Raw genomic sequence first — 19,360 nt, 5'->3', positions numbered from 1 at the left:
CGGATCGCGTTCCGTCCGCGCGGTGACCGCACTCAGCTCCTCGACGCATGGCGGCGACGCCGAATCCATCCCCTCTCGGATCGTTCGACCTCGCCGCCGAGTTCGAGGATCCCGAGGAGCGAGGACACTCTGTCGACGGCGAGGCCGCAGCGGCGCGCGAGTTCGGCCGCGGACAGGGTCACGCGACTGCTCAGTGCATCGAGGAGCCGCGTCTCGTCCGGATCGACGCGCTGCTGCACGCGCACGTCGGCCTCATCGCCCCACAGCTCCCGGATCTCCGCGACGGACGTGACGCACCGGGCGTCGTACTCTCGCAGCAACCGGTGGCAGCCCTCAGAGCTTGCGGACGTGACGGGACCGGGGACCGCGCCGAGCGGCCTGCCCAGCGCTGCGGCGTGGCCGGCTGTGTTCAGAGAGCCGCTTCGCCGCCCGGCCTCGATCACCACGGTCGCGTCGCTCGTCGCCGCGATGAGCCTGTTGCGCGCGAGGAAACGCCACTTGGTCGGAGCCGTACCGCACGGCACCTCGCTGACCACGGCCCCCGTGCTCCGGATGCGCTCCAGGAGGTCACGATGACCCCGAGGGTAAGCGCGGTCCACACCCCCGGCGAGGAAGGCGACCGTCGCCCCGCCGGCACTCAGTGCCGCGCGATGCGCCGTTCCGTCGATTCCGTAGGCTCCGCCCGACACGATCACAGATCCCGTCGCGGCCAGGTCTCCCGCGAACTCGGCGGCGACGTGCTCTCCGTAGGCCGACGCCGCGCGCGCTCCGACGATCGCCACCCGAGGGGCGACCGTCAGCATCCCGACATCGCCTCTCACCCAGAGGAGCAGCGGAGCGTGCGCACCGAGGTCGTCGATCTGCGCGGGCCACTGCGGATCACCGGGGATCACCAGCTGCGCGTCCGCGTCACGTGCACTCCGCACGGCATCCGACACCCGTCGTGGATCGGTCCGCGGGCACCACCGCGCGAGCCCCTCCGCGAGGGCGGTGTCGTCGATGCGGCTCGACCCCCGCATCCGAGCCGGGGTCGGAGCGTCGCCGACCGCGACGCGCAGCGCCTCGACCGCACCGAGCTGGCGGACGAGCGCGCCGGCCACACCGTCGCCGGGCTCGGCGAGCACGTTCATGGCCACGCGCGCGAGCACATCCAGCCTGCGGTCGCCGTGCACGTGCGGACCCGAGCAGAGCAGTGAGGCGACAGCCGACAGGAGCCCCTCATCATGGCGCAGACGGTCGATCATGCGAGGAACCCCCGCTTCAGGAAGAGTGCGCGACCGACCTGGTCACGACCGGGACGCTCGACCCCGTCGAGGTCGGCCATCGTCCACGCGAGTCGCAGCACCCTGTCGTAACCGCGGAGCGTCAGGAGTCCTTTCTCCAACGCCCGGTCGAGCGGTGCGCGGGCGTCCGCTCCCACCCGGACGTCCGCCTGACGCAACCGGGTCCCCGGGACGTCGGCATTGCGACGCCAGGGCGTGCCGTGCCATCGCTCGGCCGCCCGGGCCCGAGCGGAGACGACTCGACGCTGGGCATCGGCGCTCGTCAGACGGGACGACCGATCGGATGCGGCCGCAGCCGTCGAGATGCGCGAGACGTGGAGTTCGATGTCGACGCGGTCGCGAAGAGGTCCGGACAGGCGCGCGGCGTAGCGCCGGATCGCGAGCGACGGACACGTGCACTCCCCGCCGCGGGCCCCGTAGTTCCCGCACGGGCACGGATTCATCGCCATGACCAGCTGGAAGCGCGCGGGGAACCGCGCGGTGAACCCCGACCGATGCACGTCGATCGAGCCCTCCTCGAGAGGCTGGCGGAGTGCGTCCAGCGCCACGCGCGAGAACTCCGCTGCCTCGTCCAACAGCAGCACCCCTCGATGGGCGCGCGCGATCGCCCCGGGACGCGCCGAGCGGGATCCGCCCCCGACCAGTGCCGCCACCGATGCACTGTGATGCGGAGCCTCCAGGGGTGCGCGACGGTCGAGCGCGTCGACGACCTGACCCGTGAGGGAGCGGATCGACGCGACGTCGAGCGCCTCGTCGACCGTGAGTGCGGGCAGTATTCCAGGGAGACGACGCGCGAGCATGGTCTTGCCCGCGCCGGGCGGGCCGCTCAGCAGCATGTGATGGCCCCCCGCGGCGGCGACCACGAGCGCGTCCACGGCCTCCTCCTGACCCGCGACGTCCGCGAGGTCGAGGTCATCGCTTCCGCTCGGCTCGAGCGCGGCCGGTTCGGCGGGCTCGACATCGGGCACCACGACGTCCGCTCCATGCCACGCCGCCACCTCGGCGAGAGTCGTCGCCGACCGCACCTCGATCCCCGGCACGAGCGCGGCCTCGACCGCATTGGCGAATGGGACCACGACCGTGTCGAACCCGGCCCGAGCGGCCGCGAGCACGGCGGGCAGCACCCCCGGAACCGGCCGGAGCCGACCGTCGAGCGCGAGCTCACCGATATGCACGACCTGTCGGATCGGCTGAGAAGCGATCGCGCCGCCGGCGGCCAGGGCGGTCACCGCGATGGCGAGGTCGAACGACGACCCCTGCTTCGGCAGGCTGGCCGGAGACAGGTTCACGGTGAGCTTGCGACGGGGAAGGTCGAGCCCCGCGTTCTTGCAGGCGTTGTGCACGCGCTGCACCGCTTCGCCGAGCGACTTGTCAGGAAGTCCGATGATCCGGAAGTCCGGCGTCTGGTTCGAGAGGTCGGCCTCGACCTCGACGAGATGGCCGTCGACACCCGTGAGCGCCACCGCCCAGGTGCGCACCGTGCTCATGCGAGGTCCACGAGGTGTTCGAGATCGCCGACGGACGGGTCGTCGCCCGTGACGGCGACGGCCTCCACACGCACGGCGAGGCCGCGCGCCTGCACGGGGTGTTCCGCCACCCACGCGTACGCGAGTTTCCAGAGGCGGCCCAGCTTGCGCGCGTCGACGGCCTCGAAGGGATGCCCGAACCGACCGGAGCGACGCGTCTTCACCTCGACGATCGCAAGATGTCCGCCGATGCGCGCGACGATGTCGATCTCGCCCTGCGCGCACCGCCAGTTGCGGTCGAGGATGTCGTAGCCGATACCGCTCAGATGGTTCGCCGCCCGGTCTTCGCCGGCCCTGCCGAGGTCGTCTTTCGCTGCCATGCCGACAGCCTGTCGAGGGTCGCGGACCTTCCCCGGGCTGCGGAGCAGACGACGACGGGCGTCGTGGAGAACCTGCTCATCCCTGACGCGGTGGAGAAGAGGTCACTCCCCGTCGAGCGACAGCTCCTGCGGCAGTTCGAACTCCCGCCGCTGCAGTTCCTCGACGTTGACGTCCTTGAACGTGAGCACGCGGACGGCCTTCACGAACCGGTCCGCACGGTAGATGTCCCACACCCACACGTCGCTCATGGAGATCTCGAAGTAGAAGTCGTGCTCGGTGTCCCGACGGACGACGTTCACCTCGTTCGCGAGGTAGAACCGTCGTTCGGTCTCGACGACGTACTGGAACTGCGAGACGACGTCGCGGTACTCGCGGAACAGCGCCAGCTCGAGTTCGCGGTCGTAGTCGTCGAAGGCTTCCTCATCCATGATCTCTCCATCCTAGAGTCGGCGACGAGGACTGCGTCGCACGGGACCGTCTCCGATGGTCAGAAGAGAGTCGGGGCATCCGCGATCGCCCAGGAGGAACGGTGGTGCGGCGACAGCCCGAGCGACCGGATCGCGTCGCGGTGCTCCAGACTGGCGTACCCCTTGTTCCGGTCCCACTGATAGGCCGGATGGTCGACGTGGAGCTCCGCCATGTAGCCGTCTCTGGCGACCTTGGCGATGACGGACGCGGCGGACACCGACGCGCAGTCCCGGTCCGCCTTCACCACGGGGCGCACCCGGAGCGGCACGGGATGCACCGCCGAGACGTAGTCGTGGTTGCCGTCGAGGAGCACGAGCGCGTTCTCCATCGCGACTCCCTGCGCGACCACGCTGGACACGGCCCGGGATGCCGCGAGACCCAGAGCGCGCATGATGCCGACCTCGTCGACCTCCGCGGCGCTCGCCCAGCCGACCCCGGACGCCTGCACCCACGCCGCGGCGCGCACGGCGACCTCCGGACGACGCCGCTCGGTCACGAGCTTCGAGTCACGGAGCCCCTCGGGCACGCGGCGACGCGCTCCCGCAGCGTCCATCACGGCGGCGCCCACGGCCACCGGTCCGGCGAGAGCTCCCCGTCCCACCTCGTCGAGCGAGATGATGAGATCGCACTCGGCGAGCAACCGGCGCTCGAGGGTGAGCTTGGGGGCGACGACGGTCATTCGGCGTCCGGGACCCCGTTGAAGATGTCGTGATGCCCGTCGATCGTGCCCATGCGGTCGAACGGCCACGTCGTGAGGAACGCCTTGCCGACGACGTTGTCGAGCGGCACGAACCCGCCGCTCGGCAGGTCCTGGTGCGCCCGCGAGTCCCGGGAACGATCGCGGTTGTCGCCGAGCACCCAGAGCGATCCCTCCGGCACCACGATGTCGAACGGCTCGTTGGACGCGGCCGTGTCGCCGTCCGGCAGGTTCAGGTAGGAGAGCTCGTCGATGGGCGCGCCGTTGATCGTGATCTGACCGAGCGCATTGCAGCAGACCACGTGATCCCCGGGCATGCCGATCACGCGCTTCACCAGGTGGTCCTGCGAGTCGGACGCCGAGATGCCCACGACGGTGAGAACCCAGTCGATCGCCTCGACGAGCGGAGGCTGCGCGGGAGTCTGCGGCTGTCCGTCGAGCCACCCGCCGGGATCTTTGAAGACGACGATGTCGCCGCGTTCGTAACCCGTCCAGCGCGGCGTGAGCTCGTCGACGAGGATCCGATCGTCCGTCATCAGCGTGCGTTCCATGGACGCCGACGGGATGTAGAAGGAGCGGACGACGAACGTCTTCACCACGAAGGAGACCAGCGCGGCGATGACGATGATGATCAGCACATCGCGCAGGAAGACCAGAATCCCCCGACGTCGGGTACGCGGCGTCGATGCGGATGCGGAGTCAGTCGTCATCAGGTTCCTTCACAGAGCGGCACCGCGCGGAGACGGCAGTATCAAGGGTCGCACACCCCGGGGAGAACACAGCACCCCGGGACATCGTGTCCCGGGGTGCTGTGGAGAACCTGCGCGTCAGTTGTCGCGCTTCTCCTTGATCTTCGCCTTCTTGCCGCGCAGCTGGCGGAGGTAGTAGAGCTTCGCGCGACGCACGTCACCGCGGGTGACGACCTCGATGTGGTCGATCACCGGCGAGTGCACCGGGAAGGTGCGCTCCACGCCCACCTGGAAGCTGATCTTGCGGACGGTGAAGGTCTCGCGCACACCGTCGCCCTGGCGGCCGATGACGACGCCCTTGAAGACCTGGATACGAGAGCGGCTGCCCTCCGTGATGTTCACGTGGACGTTGACCGTGTCGCCGGGGTTGAAGACCGGGATGTCGGAACGGAGCGAAGCCGCGTCGACGGCGTCGAGGATCTGCATGATCGTCTCTCTCTGCACTCGCCACAGGTCGGTTGCATGGTTCTGGAAGGAATAAGAACGGGTTCGTGCCGAACGGCGCTCGAAAGCGTCCGCGGGCTCCCCTGTGGCAGAGCCGGACACGGCACAAGGAACTATTCTGCCATGGATGGGACGAGCGACCAAAACCGCCCGCTCGGGTCAGACGTCGCGCTGGTCGCTCTCGCGAACCACGATGACCTCGTGCGCACGCGTCGTCGGAGCGGGTTCGTCTTCACGAGGCAGCGTCGACCAGGTGATCGTCTCGCGGATCCGTGCTCCGCTGCCCTTCGCCTCGTTCCAGAGCTGCCACAACTGCAGCCAGACGAGTCCGATCCCGGCGATCACAGCGCCGGTGAGGAGCCATCCGAATGCGGCGCCCGGGAAGAAGCCGACCGCGATCGTCAGGCCGTGCCACACGGTGAACCCGGCGACGTCCCACCACGACACCGCGCGTTCGATGCGCACGGACGGTCGGGAGCGCGTCAGGAGCGTGAGCAGCAGCTGACCGAGGAACACCGACGGCACAGCGATGAAGAGGACCCAGAGGATCGCCCAGCCACCCTGGAACACCCCCCAGCCGACCAGGATCCACAGCGGCAGCAGGAACGCCGCCGGGAGCAACCACCGGAAGAACGCCTGACGCAACCACATGCGTCGATCGTACGACGGCGCGCTGTGGGCGGCCCTGGTGTTCGCTGTGAGCGCGTGGACGCCCGGGCGACGTGGATCGGGGAGAATGGAGACGACGAGAGGACACCCGATGATCGAACTGCGCACCCCCGCCGAGATCGACGAGATGCGCGCCGCCGGACGCTTCGTGGCGGAGACACTGGCCACCCTCCGCGACGAGACGAAGGTCGGCACCAACCTGCTGTCGATCGACCGTCGTGCTCACGACATGATCCGCAAGGCGGGCGCGGAGTCGTGCTACATCGACTATCACCCCTCGTTCGGCGCGAGCCCCTTCGGCAAGGTCATCTGCACCTCGGTGAACGATGCGGTCCTGCACGGCCTCCCCCACGACTACACGCTGCGCGACGGCGATCTCGTGTCGCTCGACTTCGCGGTGTCGGTGGACGGGTGGGTCGCGGACTCCGCCGTCTCCTTCGTGGTCGGCACCCCGCGCGACGAGGACCTCCGCCTCATCGAGACCACCGAGCGCGCGCTGGACGCCGCGATCGCCGCCGCTGTCGTCGGCAACCGCATCGGCGACATCTCCGCCGCCATCGCCGCGATCTCGCACGGCGAGGGCTACTCGATCAACACCGACTTCGGAGGACACGGCGTGGGCCGGATCATGCACGGCGACCCGCACGTGCCGAACGACGGGCGCGCCGGCCGGGGGTTCCCGCTCCGCGAGGGACTCGTCTTCGCGCTGGAGCCCTGGCTGCTCGCGACCACCGACGAGCTCGTCACCGATCCGGACGGCTGGACGCTGCGCAGCGTGGACGGATCACGCGGTGCCCACTCGGAGCACACCGTCGCCGTCACGGCCGACGGCCCGATCGTCCTGACGGACCGGTCGTTCCTCGGCGTCAAGTAGGCCTGATCAGCCGTCGTCGACCGCGCGCTCCCAGGAGGCGACCGGTCCGTCCGTGACGAGGAAGAGCGGATGCGGCTCAGGCGCGGTCACATCGCTCCAGAGCGCGCGGACGTCCGGCGACCGTGCGGCGAGCTTCGCGTCGAGCTGCTTCCATTCGTGTCGGAGCTGGCCGGTCGTCACGGTCAGGGACGGATCAGGCGCGAGGATCACCGGGCGGAGGATCCGCGTGCGATCGAAGCGGTATCCGCGGACCTCGGCCTCGTCGGCGATAACCGCGAGGTAGGCGCCGAGCGTCTCCAGGGGGTCCGATGCGGCGCGGAACCGCTCGAGCTGCGGATGCGCGAGATATCCCTTCGTGCGACCGGCGAGCACGGCCTGTGCGAGAAGCGCCTCGCGCCAGCACGCCACGAGTCCTTGGCGGTCGAGATACCGCGGATGCAGCGACCAGATCCTCATGCGCGTCGATAGGCGTACACGTCGGTGAAGTGCGGCACGTCGAACTCGCGCCGGCCCCGCGTATCGGGGTCCGCGTCGAGGATCGCCTCGATGTGCTCGAGCATGCGGCGCTCCGTCTCGTCGTCGGCGACGAGGAACGTGCTGACGGTCCGCCACCTCGCGAGGTACGACTCGCGCGTCATCGTCTCCCGCCAGCGGACCTCGTCGTGCCGTTCGAACACGAACCCGGGCAGGTCGTCGGCGGCGCTGCTCGATGTCGCGTCGTCGGACGTGCCCCGGACGGCGGGATGGGCGACGCGGTGTGCGGCGACATCCCACGCGCACGCGGGGTCGGATCGATTCCACAGGAGACCGAGCCGACCGCCCGGCACGAGGATCCGGGCGATCTCCGCGCATGCGGGATCCCTGTCGAACCAGTGGAACGCCTGCGCGACCGTCACCACGTCCACCGACTCGTCGGAGCAGGGGATCGCCTCCGCACCTCCCGCGCGGGCGTCGACGTCGGGGAGGTTCGCTCGCAGCACGTCGAGCATCGCTGCAGAGGGCTCCACCGCGATCACCGTCTCTGCACGGTCGAGCAGGAGCCTCGTGAACTTTCCCGTGCCGGCGCCGAGATCGAGAGCCGTGTCCACCCGCGACGGAACCATGATCTCGACCGCCGCGGGCGGGAAACCCGGGCGATAGCGGTCGTAGTCCGCTCCGGAGGTCTCGAACGAACGGGCCAGCACCTCATCCACCATGCCTCGACGCTAGCAGCCGTGGTCCGGGCGGGCGGCTGTGCCATCCTGGACGCATGATCCCGCAGGACCGCCACGTTCCGGAGCACCTGTTCCTGGCGCGCCACGGCCAGACGCGGTGGAATCGTGAGCACCGCCTGCAGGGGCAGCTGGACTCGCCGCTCACCGACGACGGCCTGCGCCAGGCCGAGACGATCGCCCAGATCCTGGTCGGACGAGGCGTCACCACCGTGTGCTCCAGCCCGCTGGGACGGTCGCTGCGCACCGCGATGATCGTCGCGGAACGCATCGGGGCGGACCTGGTGGAGGTCCCGGAGCTCGCGGAGATCCATCACGGCGAGCTCGCCGGGCTCACGTGGGACGAGGCCGACGAGCGCTTTCCCCGCGCCCGCGCCGAGCGGGCGGAGAACCGGTACGGGTGGGCCTTCCCGGGCGGGGAGAGCTACGCGCAGGCGCGGGCGCGTGCGCGTAGGGCGTTGACGGCCTGCGGGTGGGCGTCGACCGGCATCCCGGTGCTGGTGAGCCACGAGATGATCGGACGGATGCTGCGCGCCGAGCTCCGGGGACTCGACGCGCCGACGGCACTCGGCCTCCGGCATCCCCCCGGCGTGGTGTTCGAGATCGAACGACGCACCGAGCGGATGCTCTAGACGTCGTCCGGGAGCAGATCGGGTCGACGTCGTCGCGTGCGCTCGACCTGCTGCTCGCGACGCCAGGCCGCGATGGCCGCATGATTGCCGCTCAGGAGCACGTCCGGCACGGCGCGCTCGCGCCACGCGGAGGGCTTGGTGTAGGACGGGTACTCGAGCAGGCCGTCCTCATGGGACTCCTCGACCAGGCTCTCCGGATTGCCGACGACGCCGGGGATCAGGCGTCCGATCGCCTCGATCATCGCCATCGACGCGACCTCTCCCCCGTTGAGGACGTAGTCGCCCAGACTGAGGAGCCGCACCTCGCCGAGTTCCGCGGAGTACTCGAACACGCGCTCGTCGATCCCCTCGTAGCGGCCGCAGCCGAACACGAGGTGCTCGCGGGTGCTCAGATCGCGTGCGGTCGCCTGTGTGAAGACCTCACCCGCCGGCGAGGGGAAGATGATGGTCGGCCGTGCGGCGATCGGTTCGCGCGACACGAGATCGTCGAGCGCCGCGCCCCAGGGCTCGGGCTTCATGACCATGCCGGCGCCGCCGCCGTACGGGGTGTCGTCGACCGTGCGGTGACGATCGTGCGTCCAGTCGCGCAGATCGTGCACGTTCAGGTCGAGGATGCCGGTGCTGCGCGCCCTGCCGAGCAGGGAGAGCGTCAGCCCGTCGAAGTACGACGGGAAGATCGAGACGACGTCGATGCGCACGGGGGAACCGTACCAGCGGTCACGCGGAGGCGTCGGAGTCCGTGGACTCCCCCGCGCTCTCGGCGTCTTCAGCCTCGGCGAGCTCCTCGAAGAGTCCGGCCGGCGGCGTGACGATGACGCGGCCGGCGCTCACGTCGACAGTGGGGACGATGGCCTCGACGAACGGGACCATGACCTCCTGCTCGCCGGCCTTCACGATGAGGAGGTCCTGCGCGGGCATGTGCTCGACACGGGCGACACGGCCGATCACGACGTCGTCGCGCACCACGTCGAGCCCGACGAGCTGATGGTCGAACCACGCGTTGTCCTCGACCTCGTCGACGTCCTGATCGATCCAGAGGATCGCGCGCACGAGGCCCTCGGCCGCGGTGCGGTCATCGACGTCGTCGAGGAACACCACCGGGTTGCCGTTCATCACCCGGTACTCGCGGACTGTGACGGTCTTGCCGTGCCACGGAGACGCCTCGGGCACCTGCAACGTGAACTCGGCCCCGGTGAAGAAGCGGCGCTCGGGGTTGTCGGTGTACAGCTCCAGCTTCAGCGCACCCTTGAGACCGTGCGCCTTGACGAGCCGACCGACGCGGAGCTGGTTCCTGCCCTGGTTCTTGTCCTTCGACACCACGGTCAGTCGTCCGCGACGTCGACGCGCACGCGACGGCCATCCGCCAAGGCGGTGATCAGCGTGCGCAGAGCCTTGGCTGTGCGGCCGCCGCGCCCGATCACGCGTCCACGATCGTCGGGGTGCACGCGCACCTCGAGCAGGTCGCCTCGCGGCGAGGTGGAGGCGTTGATACGCACATCCTCCGGGTGATCGACGATCCCCTTGACGATGTGTTCGAGCGCGGCGGCGAGCACGACGGATTACTCGGAGTCGGCGGCGGGAGCCTCGGCGGCCTCCGCGTCGGCAGCGGCAGCGGGAGCCTCCTCAGCGGGAGCCTCCTCCTTCTTCTCCGCCTTCGGCTTGATGACGGACTTCTTCGACGAGTCGGCCTCGAACGCCGTCTTCTCGTCGGCGACCTTGAGCGTGGACTTCGCGTCCTTGTCGCCCTTGAAGGTGCCCCAGTCGCCCGTGATCTTGAGCAGTGCGGTGACCTGCTCGGTCGGCTGAGCGCCGACCGACAGCCAGTACTGCGCACGCTCGGAGTCGACCTCGATGAACGAGGGCTCCTCGGTGGGGTGGTACTTGCCGATCTCCTCGATCACACGACCGTCGCGCTTGGTGCGCGAGTCGGCGACGACGATGCGGTAGTACGGCGCGCGGATCTTGCCCAGGCGCTTGAGACGAATCTTGACAGCCACGATTCTCCTGAATTGTGTGGAAGGTGACGAACCGGTCGCCTGGAGAGTGGGGTGCACAACCCGGCGGAAGCTCAAAGGGAGGACTCGTGCTGGATAGAGGGTCGAGCACGTCGTCCGACCCTCTATTCTGCCAGATCCGCGCGCCAGGAGCGAAACGCGGCGACACGGCCTTGTCGTGTCGCGGAAGCCGCGTGTCAGACTGTGCGGGTGACTGTCGAGTTCGCCCCCTCCGCACGCTCCACCGTCGGCCTGGAATGGGAGATCATGCTCGCCGATCCGGCGACCGGCGATCTCGTGGGACGCGCCCCCGAACTGCTGTCCGCGCTCGAGTCGGCGAGCGAGGACGAGCGCCACACGGTGACGGGCGAACTGCTCACGAACACGATCGAGGTCACGAGCGGTGTTGGCGACTCCGTCGCTCACGCGGTGGACGACATCGCGAACGCGATCACCCTGCTGCGCACCTCCACGGATCCGGCTGGCGTCGAGCTGCTCTCGGCCGGGAGTCATCCGTTCGCGCAGTGGTTCGACCAGGAGGTCACCGACAAGACGCGCTATCACACACTGATCGAGAGGACCCAGTGGTGGGGCCGCAACATGATGATCTGGGGCATCCACGTGCACATCGGCGTGGAGGACCGCGCCAAGGTGATCCCGATCATCAACGCGCTGACCGCCTACCTCCCGCATCTTCAGGCGCTGTCGGCGTCGAGCCCGTTCTGGGCCGGTGAGCGCACGGGGTACGCGTCGAACCGCGCCCTCGTGTTCCAGCAGCTCCCGACGGCGGGACTCCCCTGGCAGCTCTCCGACTGGGCGGAGTACGAGTCCTACCTCGACGACATGGTGCGCACCGGCGTGATGGCCGATGCGACCGAGGTGCGCTGGGACATCCGGCCCGCCCCGCGCTGGGGCACGATCGAGGTCAGGGCGTGCGACGGACTCTCCACGCTCCCCGAGCTGGCCGCCGTGGCCGCACTCGTGCAGGTGCTGGTGGAGCATCTGTCGCGCGAGCTCGACGAGGGTCGCACGCTCCCGACGATGCCCTCCTGGTTTCACCGCGAGAACAAATGGCGTGCCGCCCGCTACGGCCTCGACGCCCGGGTCATCGTCGACGCACGGGGCACGCAGCGTCCGGTGCGCGATCATGTCGCGGAGGTCCTCGAGGACCTCGCACCGCTCGCCGTGGAGCTCGGCTGCGTGCGGGAGTTCGGCAGCATCGGCACGATCCTGGCGGACGGCGCGAGCTACGAGCGTCAACTGACGATCGCGAACGCCACCGGTGGCGATCTCCAGGCAGTCGTGCAGCACCTCATCCGAGAGTTCCGCTCCGGCCCCGAGACGTCGACCGACGTCCCGTGATCTAGTCCTCGACGAGGCGTCGGGCGAGTCCTTCGTCGAGCACCACGTCGGTGACGAGGTCCGCGGCGATCGCGGCCCGCAGGCTCACGAGCTTCGGGATGCCGGAGACGACGCACACACGGCGGGGCACCCGGCGCAGCCTGTCGAGACCCGGTCCCGTCGCACGCGCGTTCACCCGGATGTCCCTCCAGGAGCCGTCCGCACGGAAGAACACGGTCGCGACGTCGCCGATCGCGTGGTCCTCTCGCAGGCTCCGGTAGTCGTCGCGTCCCAGGTATCCGCCGACATACACGCGACTGGGGACCTCTGCCGCGGGCGAGCCGAGGCTGAACACGGCGATGTCCATCTTCGCCTGGAGGTCGAGCACCCGGCGCGTGCTGCGTTCGCGCCACATCGCCTCGCGCGTCGAGGGATCGTCGAAGAACGCCGGCACGGGGAACTGCTGCACCTGGGCGCCGAACGCGCTGCCGAAGCGCTGCAGGATGTCGCTCGAGTACTCGACCCCGCTGGTCTGGGTGTTACCGGCGCCGTTGAGCTGAACGAACGTCGTGTTGTGGGTCTCCTTCTGGGTGAGCCCTCGACTGACGGCGCTGATCGTCGATCCCCACGCCACGCCGACGATCATGTTCGAGTCGACGAACTGCGAGAGCAGTCGTCCCGCAGTCAGAGCCACCCGTTCGAGACGCTCGACCTCGCTCACGATCTCGGGTGTCGGCACGACGTGCGCGACGACCCGGTGACGGTCGCGGATCCGCTGCTCCAGCATCCCGAGCCGCTCGAGCGGCGAGTTGATCCGGATGTCGACGAGACCGCTCTCCCGCGCGAAGCTCAGCAGACGCGAGACCGAGGAGCGCGAGGTCTTGAGCTCCTGGGCGATGACCTCCATCGTCTTGTCCTGCATGTAGTAGAGCTGCGCGGCGGTGAGCGCCGCGACCAGCTTCGAGTCGCGTGATCCCGCGTCCGTCTGGGCCATCCCGACCTCCTCGACCTCGATCCTTGCACATATGTGCAGTGGACTTGCGCACTCCGATACATCGGGTCGATGCTGGGGGCACGCAATACAGGGAGGTCGAAGATGATCGAGTCGACACACTCGTCACCGGAGCGCGCAGAGGTCCGCGCGGTCCGCGAATCCGGACGCACGAGCGTCCTCGTCATCGGAGCGGGGATCAACGGCATCTCGACGTTCCGGGACCTGGCCCTCCAGGGGGTGGATGTGGTCCTCGTCGAACGCGGCGACTTCGCCTCCGGTGCCTCCGCGGCGTCGAGCCACATGATCCACGGTGGCATCCGCTACCTCGAGAACGGCGAGTTCCGCCTCGTCCGCGAGTCCGTCGAGGAGCGCAACGGCCTCCTGAAGATCGCGCCCCACTACGTCAAGCCGTTGCAGACGACGATCCCGATCTACTCCACGTTCTCGGGCATCCTCTCCGCACCGCTCCGCTTCCTGACGCACAAGAGCGGCAAGCCCCAGGAGCGCGGCGCCTTCCTCATCAAGGTCGGCCTCACGATCTACGACACGTTCTCCCGCGACGGCGGCACCGTGCCGCGCCACCGCTTCCTCGGACGCAAGAAGTCGCTCGCGGAGCTGCCGCACCTCGACCCGAACATCAAGTACACCGCGACCTACTACGACGCGTCCATGCACGACCCCGAGCGCCTCGCGCTCGACGTGCTCCAGGACGGTCGATCCGCGCACCCCGGCGCCGTCGCGCTGAACTACGTCGAGGCGATCGCCCGCGACGGCGAGCAGGTCATGCTCCGCGACCGCGAGAGCGGTACCGAGTTCCCGATCACCGCCGACGTCGTGGTCAACGCCTCCGGACCCTGGACAGACCTCACGAACGACGCCCTCGGCGCCGACACCCGCTTCATGGGTGGCACCAAGGGCTCGCACATCGTGCTCGACCACCCCGAGCTCCTCGACGCGACCCGTGGACGCGAGATCTTCTTCGAGCACTCCGACGGCCGCATCGTGCTGATCTACCCGCTCAAGGGCCGTGTGCTGGTCGGCACGACCGACATCGACGCCGACCCGCGCGAGGTCCCGGTGTGCACCGAGGAGGAGATCGACTACTTCTTCGATCTCATCCACCACGTGTTCCCGCAGATCGACGTGACGCGCGAGCAGATCGTGTACAACTTCTCCGGCATCCGCCCGCTCCCCCGCCACGAGGACACGGCACCCGGGTTCGTGTCGCGCGACTACCGCATCGAGGTCGACGACAAGGGCGCTGTTCCACTCGTCAGCCTCGTCGGCGGCAAGTGGACCACGTTCCGCGCCCTCGGCGAGTCGCTCTCCGACGTGGTCCTCGGGCTCATCGGACGCACGCGCACCGTATCGACCGCAGGGCGCGCCATCGGCGGCGGCCGCGACTTCCCTCGTACCGAGAAGGCGCGCCGGATCTGGATCCAGGAGAACCTGTCCGGCGCCGGCGACCGCTCCGAGAAGCTCCTCGCCCGCTACGGGACCCGTGCCGCGCAGGTGTGGGAGTACATCGAGCAGGGTCCGGATGCTCCGCTCGCGGGAGGCGACCTCTCGACACGGGAGCTCGAATGGATGGTGCAGAACGAGCTCGTCGCGCGCCTGCAGGACGTGATCCTGCGCCGCACGAGCATCGCCTTCACCGGCAACGCCGACGCCGAGGTGCTCGAGGAGATCGCGGACGCACTGGCGCCGCTGCTCGACTGGGACCGCGCACGTCACGACGCCGAGCTCGAGCAGACGCGTCTGCTCCTCAACGAACGACATGGACTCCAGATCTCGTCCCGCGCCCGCGGCTGACGAGAACTCCGAAACGTCGCCCTCCTCGCGGCGAAACTCCCATAACGTGCCGGGGCTGAGGGGCCCCGGCACACAAGAAAGGTCAATGAAGACATGACTGATGTGAATCTCGGTCTCTACTTCCTCTCGGAGTTCGTCGGCACGGCGATGCTGATCCTCCTCGGATGTGGAGTCGTCGCGAACGTCGCCCTGGCCAAGAACAAGGGCTACGGCGGCGGCTTCCTGATGGTCAACTGGGGATGGGGTCTCGCGGTCTTCGTGGGTGTCCTCGCCTCCGCTTACTCCGGCGCCATCCTGAACCCGGCCGTCGGCATCGGACTCCTGATCGGCGGCAAGATCGGCTTCGCGCAGTTCGCCGTCGCGACCGCCGCCGAGCTCCTCGGCGCGATCGTCGGTGCGATCCTCACCTGGCTCGCGTACAAGCAGCACTTCGACGAGGAGCCCGAGCCCGCCAACAAGCTCGGCGTCTTCTCTACCGGCCCCGCGATCCGCTCCTACGGCTGGAACCTCGTGACCGAGGTCATCGGCACCTTCGTGCTCGTGTTCGCGGTCTTCGCGTTCGCGGACTACGGCGTCGCCGACATCGGCGTCCCCGGAGGCCTCGGACCGCTCAGCGCGCTTCCCGTCGCTCTCGTCGTGGTCGCGATCGGCGCGTCGCTCGGTGGCCCCACGGGCTACGCCATCAACCCTGCCCGTGACCTCGGTCCCCGTATCGCTCACGCGATCCTTCCCATCAAGGGCAAGGGCTCGAGCGACTGGTCGTACTCGTGGGTGCCCGTGGTGGGCCCGCTCATCGGTGGTGCCCTCGCCGCCGTCGCCGCGCCGGTCCTCCTGGGCCTCGCCGCCGCCTGACGCTGATCGCCCGCAGAGACATTCAAAGGAGAACACACAATGGCTGACTACATCATCGCGATCGACCAGGGCACGACCTCGAGCCGCGCGATCATCTTCGACAAGAAGGGCAGCATCGTCGCGACCGGTCAGAAGGAGCACGAGCAGATCCTTCCGAAGGCCGGCTGGGTCGAGCACGACGCGTCGGAGATCTGGCGCAACGTGCAGGAGGTCATCGGCCTCGCCCTGAGCCGCGCGGACCTGACCCGTCATGACATCGCCGCGGTGGGCATCACGAACCAGCGCGAGACCGCCGTCGTCTGGGACAAGAACACCGGCAAGCCCGTCTACAACGCGATCGTCTGGCAGGACACCCGCACCCAGGAGATCGTCGACCGCCTCGCCGGTGACGAGGGCGTGGACCGCTTCAAGTCCGTGGTCGGTCTGCCGCTCGCCACGTACTTCTCGGGGACGAAGATCACCTGGATCCTCGAGAACGTCGACGGCGCCCGCGAGAAGGCCGAGGCCGGCGACCTGCTGTTCGGCACCACCGACAGCTGGGTCCTGTGGAACCTCACGGGCGGCGTCGAGGGCGGCGTGCACGCGACGGACGTCACGAACGCCTCGCGCACGATGTTCATGGACCTCGAGACGCTCGAGTGGCGCGACGACATCCTCGAGGCGTTCGGCGTGCCGCGCTCGATGATGCCGGAGATCCGCTCGTCCTCCGAGGTCTACGGTGCAGCGGAGAGCTCTTCGCTGCTGCGCGAGACGCCGATCGCCGGCATCCTCGGCGACCAGCAGGCGGCGACCTTCGGCCAGGCTGCGTTCGACAAGGGCGAGAGCAAGAACACCTACGGCACGGGGTGCTTCCTCATCTTCAACACCGGCGAGGAGATCGTCCGCTCGAAGAACGGGTTGCTCACGACCGTCGGCTACAAGCTCGGCGACCAGCCCACGCACTACGCGCTCGAGGGATCGATCGCCGTCACGGGCTCGCTGATCCAGTGGTTGCGCGACCAGCTCGGCATCATCGACTCGGCCCCGCAGGTCGAGGAGCTCGCCGACAAGGTCGACGACAACGGCGGCGTCTACATCGTCCCCGCGTTCTCCGGTCTGTTCGCTCCCTACTGGCGTCCGGACGCCCGCGGCGCGATCGTCGGCCTAACCCGCTACGCGAACAAGAACCACATCGCGCGCGCGGCGCTCGAGGCGGTCGCGTTCCAGACCCGCGACGTGCTCGACGCGGTGAACGCCGACGCCGGAGTGGATCTGACCGAGCTCAAGGTCGACGGCGGAATGGTCGCGAACGACGCGCTCATGCAGTTCCAGGCCGACGTGCTCGGCGTGGCGGTCGTCCGCCCCGTCGTCGCGGAGACCACGGCGCTGGGCGCCGCGTACGCCGCGGGCCTCGCGGTGGGCTTCTGGAACGGGCTCGACGACCTGTCGGCCAACTGGCAGGAGGACAAGCGCTGGGAGCCGTCGATGGACGAGGCCGAGCGCGACCGTCAGCTGCGCCTGTGGCGCAAGGCCGTCACCAAGTCCATGGACTGGGTCGACGACGACGTGAAGTGATCTCAGGATGCTGAGGGAGCGGGCTCGGAGGATTCCTCCGGGCCCGCTTCCGCGTCCTGCCCGGGCGGCTGCCGGGTCGACTCGTCCACCACATGACGGAACGCAGAGGTGACCGGCCTCCCGGACCGCTCATCCCACGCCAGGTACTCGACCCGTGAGGGACCGTCGCTCACCGGGACGACCCCGATCGAGGCCGAGGTCGCCGCGACGACCCCGGGGGCCAGCAGCGTGACCGCGAGTCCTGCGGCGACGAGACCGAGGAGCAACTCGGCGGAGTCCGCCTCGAACGCGACGTCGCGTCGCACGCCCGCCGTCGCGAACGCCGCGTCGCTCTGCGCACGCCCGGACGTGCCGGCCGGGAAGTCCGCGAACACCTCCTCCCCGAGGTCGGCGACGCGGATGCGTCGTCGCCCCGCCAGCCGGTGATCGGGCGGCACTACTGCGACGAGGCGCTCGCGCGCGAGTTCCCGCGTGGAGACCCCGACCGGCTCCACCTCCGCGCGGAGCCCGAGGAGAGCCGCGTCCAGTGAACCGTCGCGCACCCGGCGCGAGAGGACGTCGCTGTTGCCGACCACGAGCTCGACCCTTGTCAGCGGATGGGCCGACCGGAAGCGCGCGATCGTCGCCGGGACGTCGAGCGCCGTGACCGTCGGTATCACCCCGAGACGCAGCGTGCCGGTCACCGCACCCGCGGCAGCCGTCGACGCCTCCCTCGCCGCCGCGGCCGCACCGACCGCGATGCGCGCGTGCACGACGAAGGCCTCTCCGGCCTCCGTGAGCCGTACTGTCCTGCTCGAGCGCGCGAACAGCCGCTGGCCGATCTCGCGCTCGAGGGCGGCGATCTGATGGCTGAGCGCCGACTGCGTCACGAAACAGCGCTCCGCGGCCCTCGTGAAGCTGGCGGTCTCGGCGACCTCGACGACGTATCGCAGCTGCTGCAGATCCATTCATCCATGATCTCTCCGCATGATTGACATGACAAGCATGCGTTGGACTCATGGACAGGTTCACGGGACGCTGGAAGCATGAACCGGCTGACCCTCCTCCTGCTGACCGCTGTCGCCCCGATGTCCTGGGGGACCACTTACCTCGTCACGACCGAGCTCCTCCCGGTCGGCCATCCCTTGCTCGCCGGACTCCTCCGCTCGCTGCCCGCGGGTCTCCTCGCGCTCGCGATCGGCCGCACCCTGCCGACGGGGTGGTGGTGGCTCAAGTCCCTCGTGCTGGGTGTCCTCAACATCGGGGCGTTCTTCCCGCTGCTGTTCCTGGCCGCCGAGCGCCTGCCGGGAGGAGTCGCCGCGGCGGTCGCCGGCGCCCAGCCACTCATCGTCCTCATGCTCGGGTCGCTCGTGCTCCGAGACCGCGTCCGTTCGGCGACGGCCATCGCAGCCGTCGCCGGCGCCGTCGGCGTCGCCCTCGTCGTGCTCGGCCCCGCGGCTCGACTCGATCTCCTCGGCATCCTCGCGGCGCTGGGCGGCGTGACCGCGACCGGGCTCGGAATCATCCTCACGAAGCGCTGGGGGCGCCCCGCGGGAGTCGGCGCCGTCTCCTACGCGGGATGGCAGCTCACGGCGGGCGGACTCTTCCTGCTCCCGCTCACGCTCGGTCTCGAAGGTCTGCCGACCCACCTCGACGGCGGGGCGATCCTCGGCTACGTCTGGCTGGGGACCGTCGGCGGTCTCGTCGCATACACGCTGTGGTTCCGCGGCATCCAGCAGCTCCCGGTGATCGCGCCCGGCCTGCTGGCGCTGCTCTCCCCCGTCGTCGCGACGGTCCTGGGCGTGACGATCGCCGGAGAGTCGTTCACGGGCGTGCAGGCGCTGGGGATCGTGATCGTGGTGACCGCGCTCGTCGGAGGGCAGTTCGCCGCCCGTCCGCGGCGCCCCGCCCGCTCGGGCGAACCGGTCCGCTCACCCCTCGCGACTGCCGAGCGCTGAGA

Annotated in this window: 23 protein-coding genes; 7 read left to right on the top strand and 16 right to left on the bottom strand. The window is 69.3% G+C overall.

Annotated elements, in window-relative coordinates; translation table 11 throughout:
- Positions 1-32 precede the first annotated feature (32 nt).
- The 8 genes from dprA to ACIPY8_RS09290 form a co-directional block, all read right to left on the bottom strand.
- Entirely contained in the window at positions 33-1,244 is a 1,212-nt protein-coding gene (dprA, locus tag ACIPY8_RS09325; RefSeq protein ID WP_400817254.1) for a DNA-processing protein DprA, read from the bottom strand.
- Complete coding sequence (locus ACIPY8_RS09320; protein ID WP_400817252.1) at positions 1,241-2,770, bottom strand: YifB family Mg chelatase-like AAA ATPase; 1,530 nt, start codon at positions 2,768-2,770, stop codon at positions 1,241-1,243. Before ACIPY8_RS09320 ends, dprA begins: the two co-directional genes overlap by 4 nt.
- On the bottom strand, positions 2,767-3,129 hold the full coding sequence (locus ACIPY8_RS09315) for a YraN family protein (protein WP_400817250.1): 363 nt from the start codon (positions 3,127-3,129) through the stop codon (positions 2,767-2,769). Before ACIPY8_RS09315 ends, ACIPY8_RS09320 begins: the two co-directional genes overlap by 4 nt.
- Positions 3,130-3,231: 102 nt before the next feature.
- Positions 3,232-3,558: a DUF2469 family protein gene (locus ACIPY8_RS09310; protein WP_017204525.1), complete on the bottom strand. Its 327-nt coding sequence runs from the start codon at positions 3,556-3,558 to the stop codon at positions 3,232-3,234.
- Between the two features lie 59 nt (positions 3,559-3,617).
- On the bottom strand, positions 3,618-4,277 hold the full coding sequence (locus tag ACIPY8_RS09305) for a ribonuclease HII (protein ID WP_400817247.1): 660 nt from the start codon (positions 4,275-4,277) through the stop codon (positions 3,618-3,620).
- Positions 4,274-5,005 carry a signal peptidase I gene (gene lepB / locus ACIPY8_RS09300; protein ID WP_400817245.1) on the bottom strand — a complete coding sequence of 244 codons (732 nt, stop codon included), beginning with the start codon at positions 5,003-5,005 and terminating at the stop codon, positions 4,274-4,276. Before lepB ends, ACIPY8_RS09305 begins: the two co-directional genes overlap by 4 nt.
- Positions 5,006-5,122: 117 nt before the next feature.
- Positions 5,123-5,470, bottom strand: a complete 348-nt coding sequence (rplS, locus tag ACIPY8_RS09295) for a 50S ribosomal protein L19 (protein ID WP_400817243.1) — start codon at positions 5,468-5,470, stop codon at positions 5,123-5,125.
- A 177-nt stretch (positions 5,471-5,647) separates the two neighbouring features.
- Positions 5,648-6,139: an MFS transporter permease gene (locus tag ACIPY8_RS09290; protein WP_400817241.1), complete on the bottom strand. Its 492-nt coding sequence runs from the start codon at positions 6,137-6,139 to the stop codon at positions 5,648-5,650.
- Positions 6,140-6,248: 109 nt separating this feature from the next.
- Between ACIPY8_RS09290 and map the strand changes: the two genes are divergently transcribed.
- A complete protein-coding gene (gene map, locus ACIPY8_RS09285) occupies positions 6,249-7,031 on the top strand; it encodes a type I methionyl aminopeptidase (RefSeq protein WP_400817239.1) in 783 nt (260 codons plus the stop codon).
- Between the two features lie 6 nt (positions 7,032-7,037).
- Here map and ACIPY8_RS09280 read toward each other — a convergent pair whose 3' ends face one another.
- Both ACIPY8_RS09280 and ACIPY8_RS09275 read right to left on the bottom strand, forming a co-directional pair.
- On the bottom strand, positions 7,038-7,487 hold the full coding sequence (locus ACIPY8_RS09280) for a pyrimidine dimer DNA glycosylase/endonuclease V (RefSeq protein ID WP_400817237.1): 450 nt from the start codon (positions 7,485-7,487) through the stop codon (positions 7,038-7,040).
- Positions 7,484-8,227 carry a class I SAM-dependent methyltransferase gene (locus tag ACIPY8_RS09275; RefSeq protein WP_400817235.1) on the bottom strand — a complete coding sequence of 248 codons (744 nt, stop codon included), beginning with the start codon at positions 8,225-8,227 and terminating at the stop codon, positions 7,484-7,486. The genes ACIPY8_RS09280 and ACIPY8_RS09275 overlap by 4 nt, the downstream gene beginning before the upstream one ends.
- Positions 8,228-8,280: 53 nt before the next feature.
- On the opposite strand from ACIPY8_RS09275, the gene ACIPY8_RS09270 reads away from it, so the two are divergent.
- Entirely contained in the window at positions 8,281-8,874 is a 594-nt protein-coding gene (locus ACIPY8_RS09270) for a histidine phosphatase family protein (RefSeq protein WP_400817233.1), read from the top strand.
- Here the strand turns inward: ACIPY8_RS09270 and trmD are convergent.
- Genes trmD through rpsP form a run of 4 tightly spaced genes read right to left on the bottom strand, consistent with a single transcriptional unit; the run spans position 8,871 to position 10,871 of the window.
- Entirely contained in the window at positions 8,871-9,572 is a 702-nt protein-coding gene (gene trmD / locus ACIPY8_RS09265; RefSeq protein ID WP_400817231.1) for a tRNA (guanosine(37)-N1)-methyltransferase TrmD, read from the bottom strand. The two genes, ACIPY8_RS09270 and trmD, sit on opposite strands and share 4 nt — an antisense overlap.
- A 19-nt stretch (positions 9,573-9,591) precedes the next feature.
- Positions 9,592-10,194 carry a ribosome maturation factor RimM gene (rimM, locus tag ACIPY8_RS09260; RefSeq protein ID WP_400817229.1) on the bottom strand — a complete coding sequence of 201 codons (603 nt, stop codon included), beginning with the start codon at positions 10,192-10,194 and terminating at the stop codon, positions 9,592-9,594.
- A gap of 2 nt (positions 10,195-10,196) precedes the next feature.
- Positions 10,197-10,427, bottom strand: coding sequence for an RNA-binding protein (locus tag ACIPY8_RS09255; protein ID WP_050721075.1), 231 nt, complete (start codon positions 10,425-10,427; stop codon positions 10,197-10,199).
- Positions 10,428-10,433: 6 nt separating this feature from the next.
- Complete coding sequence (gene rpsP / locus ACIPY8_RS09250; protein ID WP_400817226.1) at positions 10,434-10,871, bottom strand: 30S ribosomal protein S16; 438 nt, start codon at positions 10,869-10,871, stop codon at positions 10,434-10,436.
- Between the two features lie 207 nt (positions 10,872-11,078).
- Between rpsP and ACIPY8_RS09245 the strand changes: the two genes are divergently transcribed.
- The gene (locus ACIPY8_RS09245; RefSeq protein ID WP_400817224.1) at positions 11,079-12,230 is read left to right on the top strand and encodes a glutamate--cysteine ligase; all 1,152 of its coding nucleotides are present in this window, start codon (positions 11,079-11,081) and stop codon (positions 12,228-12,230) included.
- Position 12,231: 1 nt separating this feature from the next.
- On the opposite strand, the gene ACIPY8_RS09240 is transcribed toward ACIPY8_RS09245, so the two are convergent.
- Positions 12,232-13,203, bottom strand: a complete 972-nt coding sequence (locus ACIPY8_RS09240; protein ID WP_400817222.1) for a sugar-binding transcriptional regulator — start codon at positions 13,201-13,203, stop codon at positions 12,232-12,234.
- Between the two features lie 102 nt (positions 13,204-13,305).
- On the opposite strand from ACIPY8_RS09240, the gene ACIPY8_RS09235 reads away from it, so the two are divergent.
- The 3 genes from ACIPY8_RS09235 (at position 13,306) to glpK (ending at position 17,421) form a co-directional block, all read left to right on the top strand.
- Positions 13,306-15,015, top strand: coding sequence for an FAD-dependent oxidoreductase (locus ACIPY8_RS09235; protein WP_400817220.1), 1,710 nt, complete (start codon positions 13,306-13,308; stop codon positions 15,013-15,015).
- A gap of 93 nt (positions 15,016-15,108) precedes the next feature.
- Positions 15,109-15,867: an MIP/aquaporin family protein gene (locus ACIPY8_RS09230; RefSeq protein ID WP_400817218.1), complete on the top strand. Its 759-nt coding sequence runs from the start codon at positions 15,109-15,111 to the stop codon at positions 15,865-15,867.
- A 39-nt stretch (positions 15,868-15,906) separates the two neighbouring features.
- Positions 15,907-17,421 (top strand): glycerol kinase GlpK, encoded by a 1,515-nt coding sequence (gene glpK / locus ACIPY8_RS09225; RefSeq protein ID WP_400817216.1) that lies wholly within the window; start codon positions 15,907-15,909, stop codon positions 17,419-17,421.
- A gap of 2 nt (positions 17,422-17,423) precedes the next feature.
- Here glpK and ACIPY8_RS09220 read toward each other — a convergent pair whose 3' ends face one another.
- The gene (locus ACIPY8_RS09220) at positions 17,424-18,368 is read right to left on the bottom strand and encodes a LysR family transcriptional regulator (protein ID WP_400817215.1); all 945 of its coding nucleotides are present in this window, start codon (positions 18,366-18,368) and stop codon (positions 17,424-17,426) included.
- Positions 18,369-18,446: 78 nt separating this feature from the next.
- Between ACIPY8_RS09220 and ACIPY8_RS09215 the strand changes: the two genes are divergently transcribed.
- Positions 18,447-19,358, top strand: coding sequence for an EamA family transporter (locus tag ACIPY8_RS09215; protein ID WP_400817213.1), 912 nt, complete (start codon positions 18,447-18,449; stop codon positions 19,356-19,358).
- Positions 19,359-19,360 lie beyond the last annotated feature (2 nt).

This window comes from Microbacterium sp. NPDC089696 (assembly GCF_044749125.1).
In the GTDB taxonomy this organism is placed as follows: domain Bacteria; phylum Actinomycetota; class Actinomycetes; order Actinomycetales; family Microbacteriaceae; genus Microbacterium.
This window is presented reverse-complemented; position numbering and strand designations above follow the sequence as displayed.

What these genes read in the sequence shown, in the direction of transcription:
- ACIPY8_RS09320 (WP_400817252.1), bottom strand. Translation starts at nt 2,770, where the DNA reads ATGAGCACGGTGCGCACCTGGGCGGTGGCGCTCACGGGTGTCGACGGC.
- glpK (WP_400817216.1), top strand. Translation starts at nt 15,907, where the DNA reads ATGGCTGACTACATCATCGCGATCGACCAGGGCACGACCTCGAGCCGC.
- ACIPY8_RS09275 (WP_400817235.1), bottom strand. Translation starts at nt 8,227, where the DNA reads ATGGTGGATGAGGTGCTGGCCCGTTCGTTCGAGACCTCCGGAGCGGAC.
- ACIPY8_RS09215 (WP_400817213.1), top strand. Translation starts at nt 18,447, where the DNA reads ATGAACCGGCTGACCCTCCTCCTGCTGACCGCTGTCGCCCCGATGTCC.
- rplS (WP_400817243.1), bottom strand. Translation starts at nt 5,470, where the DNA reads ATGCAGATCCTCGACGCCGTCGACGCGGCTTCGCTCCGTTCCGACATC.
- ACIPY8_RS09310 (WP_017204525.1), bottom strand. Translation starts at nt 3,558, where the DNA reads ATGGATGAGGAAGCCTTCGACGACTACGACCGCGAACTCGAGCTGGCG.
- lepB (WP_400817245.1), bottom strand. Translation starts at nt 5,005, where the DNA reads ATGACGACTGACTCCGCATCCGCATCGACGCCGCGTACCCGACGTCGG.
- ACIPY8_RS09280 (WP_400817237.1), bottom strand. Translation starts at nt 7,487, where the DNA reads ATGAGGATCTGGTCGCTGCATCCGCGGTATCTCGACCGCCAAGGACTC.
- ACIPY8_RS09305 (WP_400817247.1), bottom strand. Translation starts at nt 4,277, where the DNA reads ATGACCGTCGTCGCCCCCAAGCTCACCCTCGAGCGCCGGTTGCTCGCC.
- ACIPY8_RS09290 (WP_400817241.1), bottom strand. Translation starts at nt 6,139, where the DNA reads ATGTGGTTGCGTCAGGCGTTCTTCCGGTGGTTGCTCCCGGCGGCGTTC.
- dprA (WP_400817254.1), bottom strand. Translation starts at nt 1,244, where the DNA reads ATGATCGACCGTCTGCGCCATGATGAGGGGCTCCTGTCGGCTGTCGCC.
- ACIPY8_RS09315 (WP_400817250.1), bottom strand. Translation starts at nt 3,129, where the DNA reads ATGGCAGCGAAAGACGACCTCGGCAGGGCCGGCGAAGACCGGGCGGCG.
- ACIPY8_RS09240 (WP_400817222.1), bottom strand. Translation starts at nt 13,203, where the DNA reads ATGGCCCAGACGGACGCGGGATCACGCGACTCGAAGCTGGTCGCGGCG.
- ACIPY8_RS09220 (WP_400817215.1), bottom strand. Translation starts at nt 18,368, where the DNA reads ATGGATCTGCAGCAGCTGCGATACGTCGTCGAGGTCGCCGAGACCGCC.
- ACIPY8_RS09270 (WP_400817233.1), top strand. Translation starts at nt 8,281, where the DNA reads ATGATCCCGCAGGACCGCCACGTTCCGGAGCACCTGTTCCTGGCGCGC.
- ACIPY8_RS09235 (WP_400817220.1), top strand. Translation starts at nt 13,306, where the DNA reads ATGATCGAGTCGACACACTCGTCACCGGAGCGCGCAGAGGTCCGCGCG.
- map (WP_400817239.1), top strand. Translation starts at nt 6,249, where the DNA reads ATGATCGAACTGCGCACCCCCGCCGAGATCGACGAGATGCGCGCCGCC.
- ACIPY8_RS09230 (WP_400817218.1), top strand. Translation starts at nt 15,109, where the DNA reads ATGACTGATGTGAATCTCGGTCTCTACTTCCTCTCGGAGTTCGTCGGC.